The sequence below is a fragment of the Chloroflexota bacterium genome (assembly GCA_020850535.1).
Taxonomy (GTDB): Bacteria; Chloroflexota; UBA6077; order UBA6077; family JACCZL01; genus JADZEM01.
This window is the reverse complement of record JADZEM010000155.1, coordinates 1-14,964: the sequence shown is the minus strand read 5'-3', so window position 1 is coordinate 14,964 and position 14,964 is coordinate 1. Positions and strand designations below refer to the sequence as shown.

At 68.3% G+C, this 14,964-nt stretch carries 12 protein-coding genes; 4 read left to right on the top strand and 8 right to left on the bottom strand.

Going from position 1 to position 14,964, the window contains the following annotated elements:
• Positions 1–556 precede the first annotated feature (556 nt).
• The 3 genes from IT306_22715 to IT306_22705 form a co-directional block, all read right to left on the bottom strand.
• Complete coding sequence (locus IT306_22715) at positions 557–1,708, bottom strand: esterase-like activity of phytase family protein (protein MCC7371247.1); 1,152 nt, start codon at positions 1,706–1,708, stop codon at positions 557–559.
• 200 nt (positions 1,709–1,908) lie between these two features.
• Positions 1,909–2,658: a GerMN domain-containing protein gene (locus tag IT306_22710; GenBank protein ID MCC7371246.1), complete on the bottom strand. Its 750-nt coding sequence runs from the start codon at positions 2,656–2,658 to the stop codon at positions 1,909–1,911.
• Positions 2,659–3,199: 541 nt separating this feature from the next.
• A complete protein-coding gene (locus IT306_22705) occupies positions 3,200–3,646 on the bottom strand; it encodes a hypothetical protein (GenBank protein MCC7371245.1) in 447 nt (148 codons plus the stop codon).
• Between the two features lie 295 nt (positions 3,647–3,941).
• Here IT306_22705 and IT306_22700 point away from each other — a divergent pair, with 295 nt between their 5' ends.
• Positions 3,942–4,520: a chemotaxis protein CheX gene (locus IT306_22700; GenBank protein ID MCC7371244.1), complete on the top strand. Its 579-nt coding sequence runs from the start codon at positions 3,942–3,944 to the stop codon at positions 4,518–4,520.
• 244 nt (positions 4,521–4,764) lie between these two features.
• On the opposite strand, the gene IT306_22695 is transcribed toward IT306_22700, so the two are convergent.
• From IT306_22695 to IT306_22685, 3 genes are all read right to left on the bottom strand, one after another.
• Positions 4,765–6,012 carry an MFS transporter gene (locus tag IT306_22695; protein MCC7371243.1) on the bottom strand — a complete coding sequence of 416 codons (1,248 nt, stop codon included), beginning with the start codon at positions 6,010–6,012 and terminating at the stop codon, positions 4,765–4,767.
• Entirely contained in the window at positions 6,009–7,406 is a 1,398-nt protein-coding gene (locus tag IT306_22690) for a sn-glycerol-1-phosphate dehydrogenase (protein MCC7371242.1), read from the bottom strand. The genes IT306_22695 and IT306_22690 overlap by 4 nt, the downstream gene beginning before the upstream one ends.
• Positions 7,407–7,512: 106 nt before the next feature.
• The gene (locus IT306_22685; protein MCC7371241.1) at positions 7,513–9,015 is read right to left on the bottom strand and encodes an FGGY-family carbohydrate kinase; all 1,503 of its coding nucleotides are present in this window, start codon (positions 9,013–9,015) and stop codon (positions 7,513–7,515) included.
• A gap of 203 nt (positions 9,016–9,218) precedes the next feature.
• Here IT306_22685 and IT306_22680 point away from each other — a divergent pair, with 203 nt between their 5' ends.
• Positions 9,219–9,944 (top strand): hypothetical protein, encoded by a 726-nt coding sequence (locus IT306_22680; GenBank protein ID MCC7371240.1) that lies wholly within the window; start codon positions 9,219–9,221, stop codon positions 9,942–9,944.
• A 180-nt stretch (positions 9,945–10,124) separates the two neighbouring features.
• Positions 10,125–10,448, top strand: coding sequence for a DUF2171 domain-containing protein (locus IT306_22675; protein MCC7371239.1), 324 nt, complete (start codon positions 10,125–10,127; stop codon positions 10,446–10,448).
• A 338-nt stretch (positions 10,449–10,786) separates the two neighbouring features.
• Here IT306_22675 and IT306_22670 read toward each other — a convergent pair whose 3' ends face one another.
• Together IT306_22670 and IT306_22665 are read right to left on the bottom strand one after the other, a co-directional pair.
• Positions 10,787–11,875, bottom strand: coding sequence for an amidohydrolase family protein (locus IT306_22670; protein ID MCC7371238.1), 1,089 nt, complete (start codon positions 11,873–11,875; stop codon positions 10,787–10,789).
• A 109-nt stretch (positions 11,876–11,984) separates the two neighbouring features.
• A complete protein-coding gene (locus IT306_22665; GenBank protein ID MCC7371237.1) occupies positions 11,985–13,076 on the bottom strand; it encodes an amidohydrolase in 1,092 nt (363 codons plus the stop codon).
• Between the two features lie 300 nt (positions 13,077–13,376).
• On the opposite strand from IT306_22665, the gene IT306_22660 reads away from it, so the two are divergent.
• Entirely contained in the window at positions 13,377–14,822 is a 1,446-nt protein-coding gene (locus IT306_22660; GenBank protein MCC7371236.1) for an NAD(P)/FAD-dependent oxidoreductase, read from the top strand.
• Positions 14,823–14,964 lie beyond the last annotated feature (142 nt).

The window sequence follows — 14,964 nt, the reverse complement described above, 5'->3', positions numbered from 1 at the left end:
CGGTCAGCGTGGTGTCCTTCGCACGTTCACCATCGCTTACCGGCGGGGCCCTCCGGCCGGCTCATTCAATCGCGAGGCGGGGACTTTTCGTGGCCACCACTGGGGACTTTAACTTGGCCACGGACAGACCGCCCGTTCCATGATGCTTCGGGGACACCAATGAACATGCAATGGCCCGGACGAATCAGTCCGGGCGATTGCATGTTGATGTCGTCGTGCGGCGGCGTCGGGGCTTGAAAGCCCCGCCTACGATCCTGCAGTCGCTGCGCGACGCTCCCGGCTCACCTGTCCCTGCCGTTCCCGGCGGCCGTCGCGCAGCGACGGCGTGACTGTAGGCGGGGACTTCAGTCCCCGACCGCCCGTTCATGATGCTTCGGGTGCACCAATGAACATGCAATCGCCCTGCTTGTCACACCGGGGCGATGTCACACCAGGGCGATTGCATGCTGGTCTTGATGTGCAGCCCCGACCGCTCGTTTGATAACGTTTCGGGAACACTGATAATCATGCACTGTCCCTGCCGGTGGCGTCCGAACGCTGAGCGGCCATCTCCCGACTACCGGTTCGTGTCGATCTCGAACAGCAGGAACTGGTTGATCTGCGGCGGGTCGAACGCGCTGAAGTTGTCGTCCGACATCACGATCAGGCTCGGCTTGCCGTTCGGCAGGCGCGGCCCGAGCGCCAGCCCTTCGAGGTTGTCGGCCGCCACGCCAATCGCCGTCATGTTCACGAGCAGCGTCTTCTTTGCGTAGCGCCCGTTGTACGGGTTGGGGAGTGCGTCCACGTCGCGTACGTCGGTGGCGTCCTCGAGCGTGACGCCGTAGATGTTCACGTCGTTGCCGACGCCCGTGGCGAAGCTCCGCTCCATGACCAACAGGTCGTACTCCGGCAGCAGGTCGCGCACCCACATCATGGCCGAGACGCCGTTGTCCCCAAACTGATCGGCCGGCACCGGCGTCGCATAGACTTTCTCGACGGGGTAGACGTACTCGGCAGTGGAGCGGCCTTCAGCGCCGTACAGCTCCATCCGCAGGATGCGGACGTTGGTGCCGGCCGTGGTCGTGGCGATGGGGCCATCCTGCGCCAGGGCCTCCTCGTTGGCCAGGAAGAGGGTCTGCTGCGACGGCGTGATCGCCACACCCTCGAAGCCGAGATTGCCGCGCACACCCTTCGTGACGCGGGGCCGCCCATCTGGGCCGGGCTCGGCGACCGTGACGAACCGGCTCGGAACGGGCAGCTCGCCCAGCAGCGAGCCGTCCAGCCCGAACCTCCGAATCCACGGCTTGCCGTCCCGGTCGCGCTCCGACGACACGATCAGGGTGTCGTCGGCCAGGAGGATGATCTCCTCAAGGTCGCTGTCGTTGCGCTCGTACGGCTGAATGCCGGGCGTCTGGGCATCGCTGTCGAGGAAGGTGACGCCGACGACGCGCACATCCTTGATACCGCTGTCGTCGAAGTCGATCTGGAGCGTGTAGAAGCGTGGAGACTGGTTCTCGCCACGGTCGTCGCAGATGGCGTAGAAGACGCCGCGCTTCGCGTCGAAGGTCAGCCCGGAGAGGCCGCCTACCGTCGTATCCTGGAACGTTCGCTTGCTCTCGAAGCTGTACTGCCCCAACAGGCGCAGCGGCCCCGCCTGAGCGCCTACATTCCACGGCCAGAACAGGCAGGCCAACGCCAGCACCAGCCCGATCAGGGTGACACGCAGCATCCCGAACGTCCCTCCTACCCAGAGCACGCACCGGCCCGTCAGAGCCGATCCCCATGTGCCCCAGGGTGACCGGCTCAACGGTGCGGCTCTCAGTGTGAGGCCGGCCTGACAGAAGGTCAAGAGACATTCGGGTCTCTCTGGCACGAATCTGTCGAAAAGGTCTGCTTCTGGAGCGGCTGTCGCCCCCTTATTCGCCCTGGCTACGGCCGGAGGCAGCGATTCTCGCCGCTCTCGTCAAACAGGCAGTCGCCGTCAGCGCTCAGGAGCGTGACCCGCTGCACGGTTGGGAACTGGCGCAGGGTGGCCTCGATGGCGCTGCGAGCGCGAGCGTCCTGCCCGATGCCCGCCGACCGCGGTTGCTGGCAGAGCTTGAGCGTGGCCGCGCCGTCTACGATCCGCAGGGTGAAGCGCTCGCCGCCGCAAGTGGACGGCCCGACAAGCATCGCGCCGACCTCAGAGAAGTAGCCCTGCGCGCGTTCGTCGGCCGTCGGCCCCTGGAGCAGCGCAAGCATGGCGTGGCGGGCCACGCCGGCGTCGTCGGCCATCCGTGAGACCGGGAAGACCGCCGAGAAGTCGGCGTCAGACTCGGGCCGTTTCGAGAAGAAGACCGCGATCTCGTGGCGGATCTCACTGGCCGGGGCGGATGCGGAGACTGGCTGTGGCTGCTCCTCGGCGGATCGGCTGGTTGCGGCCACGGTGGCAGGGCTGGCCCAGGCGAAGGCCGTGACCTCCGCGCCATCTGGCACCAGGACCGACGGGTCCGCCCCATCCGCCGTGAAGCGAAAGTCGCTGCCGTACGCCTTGAACGGGTCGTCGCTCGGGCTCTCTGCTGCGACGGGGATCGCGCCTGCGCTAAGCAGTGCGCCAAGCGCGACGCTCAGCGCCAGTGCCGCGCGCATACCTACGCGCGCGGCACTGGCGGCGAATCGACTGATAGCCTGGACCTGCATACGGACGCTCCTGCCGGGCTGCTTGCTGACTGTTGAACCGCGCGCTGCGCCGCCGGCGAGCCTGTCTCAGGTTGATGGACGCTGGAGCCTGGCAGCTTGTTCCCCCGGTTCGGACAAGAGATCGACCGGGACAGGTTCCAGCTCGTCGGGGCGTGAAACCCCGATGCCGTTCAGAGAGGACGCCGTCCGCACCACGAGCGTCAGCGAGTCAGACGTGCGCCATGCGGGTCCACTCGCCGACGCTCGCGGTACGGAAGCACGACCGTGGTACGGAAGCGCGAGCGTGCAAAACTGAACGGCATTGGGCATAGCACGCCCGACGACCGCGCGTCTCACGGCGTTCTGGGCACGCCAACGACCGTGCGACGGCGCGTGAGCACCGGGCGGCTGGAGCGGGCGCCTCGGCTGTAACGAGGTGGCGAGGCCCCCACGTCACCGTCAGGATCGCGTCGAGCGCCCGCCGAAAGTTGCTGTCTGCGGCGTTACGTCCGGCCGGGCGGTCGCTATCGGCCAGATGGCCGAGTGCGCGGACACACAATGGTCAGCGGGACTCACCAATTGGCGCGACGTAGGTGATCCCGTACAGCGCCCACTGCTGGCCGTTCCGGGTGAGGCCGATGCCGATGTTCGCCGTGCCCGGCCGGGCCGTCGTCGGCGCCGTCACCGTCCACGAGCAGACGTCGCCCGAGGCAGCCTGCCCGGCCAGCTCGATGACCGGCTCTCCCCTGAACGCGATCGAACCGGTGCAGCTTGCTCCGTTGACGGTCACGGCGTTGATGGTGAACTCCTGGCCGGGCGCAACCGACGACGGCAGATCGCGGAACGACGGTGACAGGATTCCAAGATCCATCCCGCCCTGGGCGTGCGCGACCGATGATCCGGGCGCGAGCGGGAGCGGCGCGTCGGTAAACTGGGCCGTCGCCGTCACGAGCAGCGCTGCCAGGGCGGGCGCAACGAGGCGGCGTCGGGAGAGCAGCCATCGAACCATCAGGCGGCATCCTCTGTGAGAATCGTCATCAAAGGATGCCACGTCAGCTGGTCAGACGTGCCGAGTTACGCCGTGAAGCCCGTCACGCGGGGAGTGGCGTGGCGCACCGTTCACACGATGCGCTGGCGATAGTCTGGCGCGAAATCTGTGCGGGTGATGTTCTCGACAACGAATCACGGAAAAATCGGTCAGATGGCCGATTCACCTGGATTCGACCATCCTGCCGGTCCCCTCAAGTGTGTTCCTGCGTTCTCAATGAATGGAGCCACCAGCACCAGGACGTAAGGAAGAGGGTGTGGCGGTCATGCAGGCGAGCGGCGAAAGGTCGGCGATCATGGAATCCGTTCCGGCGGTGTCGCCCGGGATCGAGCGCGTGTTGAACATGCTTGCTCAGCAGGCGCCCCGTGCGGACATATTGGAGCCGTTTATTCAGGCGGCGCGGGACGTGGCGGCGCAGGAGTTCGGTTCGGAGGTCACCCCGGGCAAGCTCTCGGTGACCAATGCGCCCGACACCATGCAGGACGTGACCGTCGTCATCGGTATCACGGGAAGGCTGACGGGCATTGCCGTCTACGGCATGTCGGAAGAGATGGCCATGGCCGTCGTGGGCAAGATGATGGGGTCGCCCATTGACGAACTGGACGACCTCGCGATCTCGGGCATCGCGGAGATGGCCAACGTCATCACCGGGCACGCGACGACGCTGCTGACGGCGATGGGCCTGCACTGCGACATCTCGACCCCCACGGTCTTGCTCGGCTCGGGGGCGCGCCTCAGCACCGGCAAGATCCAGCGGCTGGTGATGCCGCTCCACACCGACCTCGGTGTCTTGCAGGCGCAGGTGGCGGTCAAGGTCACCAGCGCGAAGTCCTGACCCGGGCGCAGCGCGCTCCTGCCCCGCCCCCCTTCTTCTTCCAGGACACCTGCACGAACAGCCTCGCCACAGTGGTGGCGGGGCTGTTCGCGTCCTGGCAGCCGGCGCCTCGGCTCGTGCCGGCTCGGCTGCCCTGGCCCGGGCCGGTTGCACCGACGATGCCGAGCAGGCTGCGTGTCCCAGGTGGGTTGCGCGACCCAGGCAGGCTGCGCGACCCAGGCAGGCTGCGCGCATCACCGTACCTCTATGACGCCGGAGCCGCCGCCACCAGCCGTCGCTTCTCGGGCGCGAACAGCGCGAACAGGGCGGCGACGCTCATCGCGAAGGCCGCCGTCGTCAGCAGGGCCGTGTTTGTACCCCAGCCGTCGGCGATCACGCCCAGAATGAATGGACCGATCACGTACCCGGTCTCCGAGAGCATCCGGAAGGTGCTCATCGTCGAGGCGTTGGTGCCGGGGCGGGCGCTGTCCGCGACGTACGCTTCCGGCGAGGACTGCCCCAGCCCGAGCGCCAGACTCCAGGCTGCGCAGGCCAGCAGGAAGCCGGGAAACGACGGCGCAACCATGAACAGGAGCATCGACACGCCGGTCATGGTCGTCGCCGGCACGATCATCTTCTTCCGACCGATGCGGTCGGCGAGGGTGCCGGCCGGAACCGTCAGGAGGGCGGCGGCGACATTCATCGCCGTCAGCGCCAGCCCGAGTTGATCGGGCGACATCCCGATACGCTCCTGGGCCAGCACGGGGATCAGGCTGAACAGCGCGCCGGTCCTGGCGAAGAAGGCGGTGAACCCGACGAGGCAGACCAGCAGGAACGGCCGCTGCACCGCGAGCAGGCGGACCTGGGACCAGAACGATGGGCGGTCGGCGTGGGACACGCCACCCATGGCGGTCCGCAGATACTTTGTCTCCGGCACGCGGAACCACGCCAGGACCGCCGCCAGCCCGCCCATGCCGGCGTAGGCCCAGAACGGGGCGCTCAGCCCGAAGGCGTCCGCCAGCAGGCCGCCGGGCAGCGGACCAAACCCGACCGCGAGGCTGAAGACGGCGCTGTAGGTGGCCATCATACGGCCCCGGCGCTCGGGGGTGCTGATGTCGGCCAGCATGATCTGGCTGGCGGTGATGACCAGCCCGGCCCCGAAACCAGCGATGAACCGCGCCAACAGGAACGGCAGGTACGACGGTGCGATGGCGCACAGGAGGTTGCCGGCCACCGTGATCAGGCCGCCCAGGGCCAGCGCGTACCGACGCCCGAACGTGTCCGAGATCAGCCCGGCCGGCAGCCCGACCAGGAACCGCGCCAGTCCGTACGCCGCGATGGTCAGCCCGATGGCTGCCAGCGGTACGTCGAAGGTCCGGGCGTACAGCGGCACGGTGGGCACGATGGCCCCGAATCCCAGCTGATTGACGAAGATGAGCAGGCAGATCCAGGCCAGGATCCGGTTCTCGGCGTACCAGACGGCCAGGCCGGCCGCCGAGGGGACGACTTTCATCGACCGACGACCGGGATCGTCGCGGGCTGTGGCTGCGCTCCCGCCTCCTCCGCGAGGCCGGGGGCATAGACGGCGCTCACGACCTCGTCGATGCAGGCGTCAAGCAGCCCAAGCTCGGCGGCAAGGTCGAGCATCGTGTAGCGCCGCCGGATCAGGCGGGCGGCGCGCAGGTCCGCCCGCAACTGCTCCGGCCCGACCCCCACCTCGGCCGGCGTGGCGGCGGCGTCCAGGTCGGCCAGCCGGCGGCGCAGCGCGGCCGGCGGCAGCAGTTGCGCCTGAAGCCGCTCGCGCAGGGCCGGCCACGCCTCCCGCGCCAGCTCCAACCGCCGCCGCAGCTCGTCGGCGCTCGGCAGCTTCGCGAGGCTCTCCACGACGGCTCGATCGGCGATCTCGCCGGCCGGCAGCGCCGCGCGCACTGTCTGCTCGACTGCCGTCGCCGATGGCAGCGCCGCCACCCGAGCCTCGACATCCAGCGCGTCCAGGTCGCGCGCCAAGAGGCGCCCGTACAGCAGGCTGACCAGCACCGTTCCGATGCCGACCTTGACGCCGTGCGATGGCATCGTCCCGTTGTGGCTGAGGCCGAGCATCTCCCAGAGGTGGCTGATCAGGTGCTCGCCGCCGGAGGCCGGGCGCGAGCTTCGGGCGGCCTGCATCGCCAGCCCTGAGAGCACGAGGCCGAGGAAGAAGTGCTCGGTGGCGGTGGGATCGTGCTGGCGCAGACGGCCGGGGGCGCTCAGGGCGTCCCGCAGCGGCGCCTGAACCAGCGACCACGCCACCGCATCGACCGGCTCGACCCCGAGGGCGTCGGCCACGATCCAGTCTGCGCCGGCCGTCACCTTGCCGAGCAGGTCGCCGTAGCCGGCGGCGGTCAGCGGCGTCGGCGCGGCGGCGATCACGTCCAGGTCGGCCACGATGGCGGCCGGGGCCGGGCAGGCAAAGGTCTGCTTGAAGCCGTCCCGCGTGATGGCCGCGCCGAACGCCGCGTAGCCGTCCATCGAGGCCGCGGTTGCCACCACCATGTACGGCCGGCCGAGCCGGGCCGAGGCCAGCTTGCCCAGGTCGTTGAGCGTCCCCGAGCCGACGACCACCGCCAGGCCGGTGTCCCTGCTCAGCGCTTCCTGAACCGATTCAACATGCGCGATGTCGGCGTGGATGCCGTCTGGCAGCAGGATCGGCTCCCGGGTCTGGCGGCCGGCTGCGCGCAACAGGCCGTCGACGCGCTCGCCAGCGACGCGCCAGGTGGTCCGATCGGCGACCACGACGGCTGGGCGGCCGTCGGCGATGGCGTCGAAGGTCGCGACGACGGACTTGATCGCGCCGGGGGCCAGAATCAGGTGACGCGTATCGGTCGCGACGCTGAGCGCACGCTCGACGAGCGCTCGGGAGCTGGACATGCGATGTGCCTCCGCCGTGGCATGGCGCGGTCCGGCCGCGAGCGCCGCGCCGCATCGGTCAGGATAGCCGGTCGGGGTCCGTGTGTGACGGCGGTCAGCGGGCTGGTCAGCCCAGCTGGAAGGCCGCCAGTTGATGCATCTGCTCGCGGGTGGCCGGGTACAGCGAGCGATAGACCTCGTACAGCCGGTCATAGGTCGCGGTGTGCTGGCCGTTCGGCTCGATCGTGGCGGCCGGCTGGTTCCAGCGGGTGTGCTGGTCGGCCAGCCCGGCCGCAATGGCTGCCAGCAGCGCGTCCCCGTAGGCCGCGCCGATGGTCTCGCGCGGGATCTCCTGCGGCTGGCCCAGGATGTCCGACACGATCTGCGGCCAGAGGTCGCCCTGGGTGCCGCCGCCCACGGCGACCAGCCGGCGCGGGTGGGCGGCGGCCGCCCGCAGCGTGTCCATGATGTGGCGCACGCCGTAGCCGCTCGCTTCCAGCAGGGCGCGGTAGAGGTGCCCCCGACCGTGGCTGAGCGTCAGTCCGAGGATCATGCCGCGCGCGTGCGGATCGTCGATCGGGGCGCGCTCGCCGGCGAAGTACGGCAGCACCAGGAGGCCGTCGGCGCCGGCCGGCACGCCGGAGGCCTCGCCCAGCAGCTGCTCGTAGGGGATGCCGCCGGCGATCTCGCGGAGCCAGCTCGTCAATGCCCCGGACGTGGCAAGGCCTGTTGACAGGGAGCTGGCGCCGGGGAAGACGTGGGTGGTTCCCCAGAGTCCGGGATACGGCACGAGCCGGTCGACGACCTGCACCACCATCAGCGTGGTGCCGTACATGAACATCACGTCGCCAGGATCGCGCACGTCCACGCTGAGCGCCTCAACCCACGCGTCGATAGATCCAGCCGCCACGGGGACGCCGGCCGGCAGGCCGGTCTCGGCGGCAGCGGCAGCCGTAACCGCCCCGACCGTCTCGGCGGGCCAGACGAGGCGCGGCAGCTGGAGGCCCGGCGCGACCTCGGAAGCCCAGTCCTCGGCCCAGCGCTGGTGCTGTACCTCGTAGAGCGGATCGACCTGGCTGGCGGAATGGTGGTCCAGGACGTACTCGCCGGTCAGGCGCTGCACGACGAAGCTGTTCGCCATCAGCAGTTGCCGGGTCTCGGCCCAGACCCGCGGCTCATGGCGGCGCAGCCAGAGCAGCTTCGGGCCGACCGCCTGCGACGAGAGCAGGGTGCCGCCACGCACCAGGATGGCATCGGCCCCGAACCGCTCGGTCAGGTCGGCGATCTCGCGGGTCGAGCGGCTGTCGATCCCATAGAGGATCGCTGGGCGGAGCGGCCGGCCATCGGCGTCGGCCGGCAGCAGCGTCGGCCCGATCCCGCTGACGCACAGCCCGACGATCCGGCTGGCGGACTCGCCGGCCCGCGCGACAAGCTCATGGGAGAGCGTCAGGAAGTCGGCCCACCAGATCGTCTCGGCGTCGTGCTCGGCCCAGCCGGGGCGCGGCAGCGAGAGCGGGTGCGGCCTGGAGGCGACGGCGACGATCCGTCCTGCTGGTGACGCCAGCACGCCCTTCGAGCCGGACGTGCCGATGTCGATGCCAAGGAGTAGCTCCCGCGGCCGCACGCTCATCGTCGGTGCCCTCACGCTGGGTCGATGATGGGACACGGCGGCGTGCCCCGCGCGGCCAGTGTACGCGAACGGTGGTCCAATGGCACGCACGCGCGTCGGGCGTCGTTACAACCAGAGATGAGCTGATCTTGAACGGCCGCAACGGCCGGAGTGCAGCCGCCAGCGGGAAACGGTCTTCTGCGGTGGCGGCGGGAGGGTGCGGCGTGGTGCTGCTGTACGGACATCGTGGCGCGAAGGGCGAAGCCCCAGAGAACACTACGCCCGGATTTCGCTATGCGCGGGCGCTGTACCTGGATGGCGTGCAGCTCAACGTCCGGCTCTCAGCCGACGACGAGCTGGTGGTCATCCACGATGAGACGGTGGACCGCACCACGACCGGGCGCGGCGCAGTCTCGAAGCTGAAGGCTGCCAAGCTGGCGGAGCTCGACGCCCGCGCGGACTTCCCGTCCTGGCCCGAGCCGGCCGGCGTCCCGACGCTCGACGACGCGCTCGACGCCGCCAGCGGCATCCCTCGGCTGGCTGTCAGCATCCAGCCGGACGAGCCGAAGCGGCTGGCGCGGGTCTGCGAGAAGGTCGTCCACCTGATGGAGAACCGCTGGATTCTTGACCGCGTCATGGTCATCTCGACCAGCGACGAGGCGCTGGCGGCCATCGAGTATCGCGCGCCGTTCCTCCCCCGTACGCGGGCCGGCTGGTTCGGCAGCGAGGCCGACCTGGACGCCGCCCGCGACCTGCGCTGCCGGGCGATTGCCGTGCCGTTGGCGACGTGCTCGCCGCTGCTGGTGCAGGAGGCGCATGCCCGCGAGCTTGAGGTGGTCGGGTGGCAGGGCAACACGGCTGAGGATGTGAAGGCGTTTGTGGCGGCCGGCGTGGACGCCGTCGTCACCGACTTTCCCACCGTTGCGAAGCGGGCGCTCGGGCGCATCTAGCCGTCGGCCCTTGCGGCACGTCTTCCCGACGCAGATGTCACAGTTGTGCGTTGCCATATCGCACACGTCAGCATCGCAGGCGACGTTGGCACGCCTCCTGCACGCACCCTTTTGCAGAGGGGACACATTGTGCCGCCAGACAGCACGGCGGCGCCGTTGGCTGCGAAGGAGGTACGTATCATGGCTGACCCCGTGTCGGATCGCCTGTACCTCGGGCGCATCGTCCCGGGTATGGATGTCTGTGACGTCACAGGCGAGAAGGTTGGCTCCATCTCGCATATCTACCGTATCGACGAGAACACCATGACCGAGCCGGCCAGCCGTAACTTCGAGGAGATCATCGAGGTGTCGTCCGGCTTTCTCGGGTTGGGGAAGCGGTACTACATCCCGATGAGCGCCATTCAGGAGGTGCTCACCGACTCGGTCTTCATCTCGAAGTCGCGCGAAGCGTTCGGCGAGTTGGGATTCGAGGAGAAGCCCGCGCATCTGGCGTCGCTCACGTGACGCTACGACTCACCTGACGCTCTTTCGCTCACATCTACCAGACACGTAGCGCCTGCCGCCGTTTGGCCTATGGGGCGGCCGAGCGGCGGCGTGGGCGGCGGCGATGTCAGGCTGCGAGTTGCAACGGCTGACACTGTTCGAGTGCGGCCAGCGCGATGGGCGTGTCCCGAAACGAGCGCCGGTGCGGCTCGGCCGGGAAGGTGGCTGCTCGGGCGGTGTCATTCGGAGCGAACGCGAAGACGCCCCCGCCACGCGCTGAGGTGGATGGCAGGGGCGCCGTGACCACAGGCTGCTTGAGCTGGTCTCCTGGAGAGCTGGTCTCCTGGAGAGCTGGTCTCCTAGAGGTTGTAGAGCTTCTTGGCGTTGTCGAACTGGATCGCCTGGGTGACCTCGTCGGAGAGGATCGTCGGGAGGGCGAAGTCCGGATCGTCCGAGTCCCAGTGCGGGTAATCGCTGGCGAACAGGATGTGGCTTGCCATGTCGCCGAAGTGCTCCAGCATCTCGACGAACTGCTGCGGCTTGTGCGGCTCCTCGACCGGCTGGGTGGTCAGGTAGACGTGCTGGCGGATGACCTCAGACGGCAGCCGCTTGAGGTGCGGCACCTCATGGTGGAGCAGCTTGTAGGTCTGATCCATGCGCCACATCAGCGAGGGGATCCACCCGAAGCCGTTCTCGACCGACACGAAGTTCAGGTTCGGGAAGGTCTCGAAGACGCCCTCGGTCACCATGCTGATGACGTTCGCCTGGGCGGCCTGGGCCGGCCCGACGTGCTCCTCGAGGTAGAACGACGGCCAGCCCGCGCCGGTGATCGGGTAACCGTACGAGCCGAAGGCGTGCGACATGATCTGCAGGTTGTTCCTGGCCGCCGCCTCGTAGATCGGCCAGTACTTGCGGCGGCCCATCGGCTCGTGGGTGCGACCCGGGAAGAAGACCTGGACGAACCGCTTGTCCTGCGCGCAGCGCTCGACTTCCTTGGCGGCCGTGTACGGGTCTTCCGGCGAGATGGCGATGGAGGCCCGCAGGCGCGGCTCGGGATCGAGCCACTCGTTGATCTGCCAGTCGTTGACGGCCGTCGCCAGCGCGGCGCCGAGGTCGAGGTTCAACTGGCGCGCGGCCGGGGTCAGCGGGATCAGCATGGCGTGGGCCACGTTGTACGGGTCGAGGAAGTCCTCGCGGGAGAAGGCGACCTCGGAGCCGGCCCGGCGGCCGGACGGCGGGATCGCGTCCTCTCGGTGGTCCATGAAGCGTGGGTAGTACCCGCCCGACGACCCATGCAGGCCGAACGTGTCGATGTGGTCCCGCCAGTTCTTGGCGAGGTACGGATAGAGATCCTTGATCGAGTCGATCTCGTTGTGGAAATCGCAGTCGATCATGGCCGGCCGGGTGCGCCGAGTACGCGCGTCACGCTCTGGCAGGATAGCGACCATCGTTCAGGGCTCCTTTCGAGAGAGAGGGGCTCTCGGTGGTGCTGGGGACGGGCGAGGTGTCCGTCAGCGGGGCGGAAGTCCGGGCCGTTGAGGGGGCCTCAACTCGGCGCTAGAGCCGGTACAGGGCGCGAGCGTTCTCGCTGCGGATCATCCGGGCCGTCGACTCAGGGAGGCTCCGCAGCAGCGTCTCCTCGGGCGAGGAGGGGTAGGCATGCGGGAAATCGCTGCTGTAGAGCAGCATAGCATCCGATCCAAGCTGCCCATACACTTCGAGCAGTTTGCGCGGATCGTTCTCCGGCGCGTCGGTCGGTTGGATCGTCAGCCGGACGTGGTCGCGGATGTACTCCGAGGGGGCGCGGCGGACCCACGGCACCAGCCGGCGCAGGTTCTTCCACTCCTTATCGAAGCGCCACATGTGCGGCGGCAGCCACGTCCAGCCCGACTCGAGCAGGACGAGCTTCAGATCGGGGAAGTGGTCGAACGTGCCTTCGCAGACGATGCTCGTGAGCTGCGTCGCGAAGACCTGGGCCATGCCGGCGTGCTCCTCGAAGTAGTACGAGGGCCAGCCTTCGGGGGTCGGCGGGACGCCCGGCTTGCCGCCGAAGTGGACCGCGCCGACGAGATTGTTGCGGGCGATGGCTTCCCACATCGGCAGGTGGTTGCGGTTGCCCAGCGTCTGGCTGGTGCGGACGGGGATCTGCACCTGGACGAACCCGGGATGGTGGGCGACCCGCTCGATCTCGCGGGCGGCGGCAGCCGGCGTCTGGACTGGGATCACGATGGAGCCGCGCAGCCGGCTGTCCTTGTCCAGGAACTGGTCAAGCTGCCAGTCGTTGACAGCCGCCGCCATCGCCACTGCTGCGTCCGGGTTGTTCAGCGTGTCGATGGCGTACATGCAGTTGAGGATGGCGATGTCCACGCCAGACGGGTCGAGATGGTGCTTCCGCAGCAGCTCCAGCGAGGAGCCGGGCAGCGAGCCATCCTCCGGACGGGCGTCGTCACGCACCGTCATCGGCGCCTTCATCGGGTAGTAACTGTCGACCGGACCTTTGAACAGGGTCTGCTCGATGTGCTCAACCCAGTAGGCCGGCAGGTACGGAAAGAGTGCCTTGACGTTCGGCACTTCGATGTGCACGTCACAGTCGATCAGCGCCTGCCGGGTGGCTGCGGTGCCACCAGCAGCGGCCTGAGCGTCGATCATGGAAACCGACCTCCACATCCGCCATTGTACGTTGTCGACAATCACGCGGCCAACGCCCAAGAGCGGCCCCACCGAACCGTTTTACCACATTTCGGGCACTTCGAGTAGCCGGACCAGGGGAAAACGGGCTGTCAACACGATTGTCCTGCTATTTGTGGGACATCCGACACTCCCGGTCGCGGATTTGACGGCCCTATGTTCCTGAGGACGGGCGCACGCCGACCGCGCGACCGTTGGGGTCGACGACGGCCCGGTTGGGCGGCTGGACGGCCAGCGCCCGTGTGGAAGGGAGTGTTTCGGATGCAGCAGTCTGCCTCGCCTTGCGGTCTTTCGGCGCTGGAGGCCCGCGTTCACCACGATCTCGAATGCCTGTCGTTTCCTGCTCGAAGCTGGCTCGCGCCTCGGACGACACGGGCCGGCGAGCCGATTCTGGACACGCTGATTGTTGGCGGCGGTCAGTGCGGCATGGCGACGGCGTTCGGACTGATGCGCGACCGTGTCACCAACGTCCTGGCCGTGGACGAGAACGACGAGGGCCTTGAAGGCCCGTGGGTGACCTACGCCCGGATGAACACGCTCCGCAGCCCCAAGGCGCTGACGGGGCCGGATCTTGGGATCCCGTCGCTGACCTTCCGCGCCTGGTACGAGGCCCAGCACGGCGAAGCTGCCTGGGACGACCTGGGCCTGATCCCGCGCGGCGACTGGATGAAGTACCTGGCGTGGTACCGCCGTGTGCTGAACCTGCCGGTCCGCAACCGAACCCGTGTCGAGTCAATCGAGCCGACGGCGGACTACTTCACCGTCGCGACGACTCGTGACGGTCGCAAGGAGACGCTGTACGCCCGGACCGTGGTCCTGGCGACGGGCATCCAGGGCGGCGGCGAGTGGCACGTCCCAGAGTTCATCAGCGAGGTGCTGCCGACAACCTCGTACGCCCACACGTCGCAACAGATCGATTTCTCAGCCCTGAGGGGCAAGCGCGTGGGCATCCTGGGGGCGGGGCCGTCGGCCTTCGACAACGCCTACACCGGGCTCAAGTCCGGCGTCGAGAGTGTGCATCTCTTCTTCCGCCGGAAGGAGCTTCCGCGCATCAACCCGATCCGCTGGATGGAGTTCTCCGGCTTCCTGAAGCATTTCGCCGATCTCGACGACGCGACCCGCTACGCTGGCATCGACTACTTCCTGCAGTTCCGCCAGCCCCCGACCAACGACAGCTTTGGCCGCGCGTCCCAGTACGACAATTTCCACCTCTACCCAGAGTCTGGCTGGGAGCGCGTCGAGCAGGTTGGCGACAAGGTCCGCGTCTACACGCGGCGTGGGAGCCATGACCTGGACTTCGTCATCATCAGCACCGGCTTCGTGACGGACCTCAAGTACCGCCCCGAGCTTGCCTCCGTCGAGCGGCACATCGCACGGTGGGAGGACCGGTACACGCCGCCGGTCGGCCGCAACAACCCGATCGTCGATGTGCATCCGTACCTCGGATCGCAGTTCCAATTCACCGAGCGGTCTCCGGGCGCGGCGCCGTACCTGAGCCGGATCTTCCTGTTCAACTACGGCGCGCTGGCGAGCCTCGGGCTGTCAGGCTCGGCGATCAGCGGCATGAAGTACTCGATCCGGCGGCTGCTGGACGGTGTGACGGGCCAGTTGTTCGCCGCTGACTCCGAGCGGTTGCTGGCGGAGTACTTCGCCTACGACAAGCAGGAGTTTCTGGAGACCTCCGCGCCGGCGGTTGGGGCACGCTGACGTCGCGGACGGCCGGCGGAGCAGCGGAATCGCGAACAGCGACAGCAGCAGCGTCGGCCAGGCGTCGGCGAACAGCGGCTGCACGTCGCGCAGCGCGAAGTCGAAGCCGTTCTTGGGCGTGTTCAGGTGAGCGTAGACGGTG

Excerpts from the sequence above, each read along its gene's own strand:
- IT306_22715 (MCC7371247.1), bottom strand. The coding sequence starts at position 1,708 with ATGCTGCGTGTCACCCTGATCGGGCTGGTGCTGGCGTTGGCCTGCCTG.
- IT306_22710 (MCC7371246.1), bottom strand. The coding sequence starts at position 2,658 with ATGCAGGTCCAGGCTATCAGTCGATTCGCCGCCAGTGCCGCGCGCGTA.
- IT306_22705 (MCC7371245.1), bottom strand. The coding sequence starts at position 3,646 with ATGGTTCGATGGCTGCTCTCCCGACGCCGCCTCGTTGCGCCCGCCCTG.
- IT306_22695 (MCC7371243.1), bottom strand. The coding sequence starts at position 6,012 with ATGAAAGTCGTCCCCTCGGCGGCCGGCCTGGCCGTCTGGTACGCCGAG.
- IT306_22690 (MCC7371242.1), bottom strand. The coding sequence starts at position 7,406 with ATGTCCAGCTCCCGAGCGCTCGTCGAGCGTGCGCTCAGCGTCGCGACC.
- IT306_22685 (MCC7371241.1), bottom strand. The coding sequence starts at position 9,015 with ATGAGCGTGCGGCCGCGGGAGCTACTCCTTGGCATCGACATCGGCACG.
- IT306_22675 (MCC7371239.1), top strand. The coding sequence starts at position 10,125 with ATGGCTGACCCCGTGTCGGATCGCCTGTACCTCGGGCGCATCGTCCCG.
- IT306_22670 (MCC7371238.1), bottom strand. The coding sequence starts at position 11,875 with ATGGTCGCTATCCTGCCAGAGCGTGACGCGCGTACTCGGCGCACCCGG.
- IT306_22665 (MCC7371237.1), bottom strand. The coding sequence starts at position 13,076 with ATGATCGACGCTCAGGCCGCTGCTGGTGGCACCGCAGCCACCCGGCAG.
- IT306_22660 (MCC7371236.1), top strand. The coding sequence starts at position 13,377 with ATGCAGCAGTCTGCCTCGCCTTGCGGTCTTTCGGCGCTGGAGGCCCGC.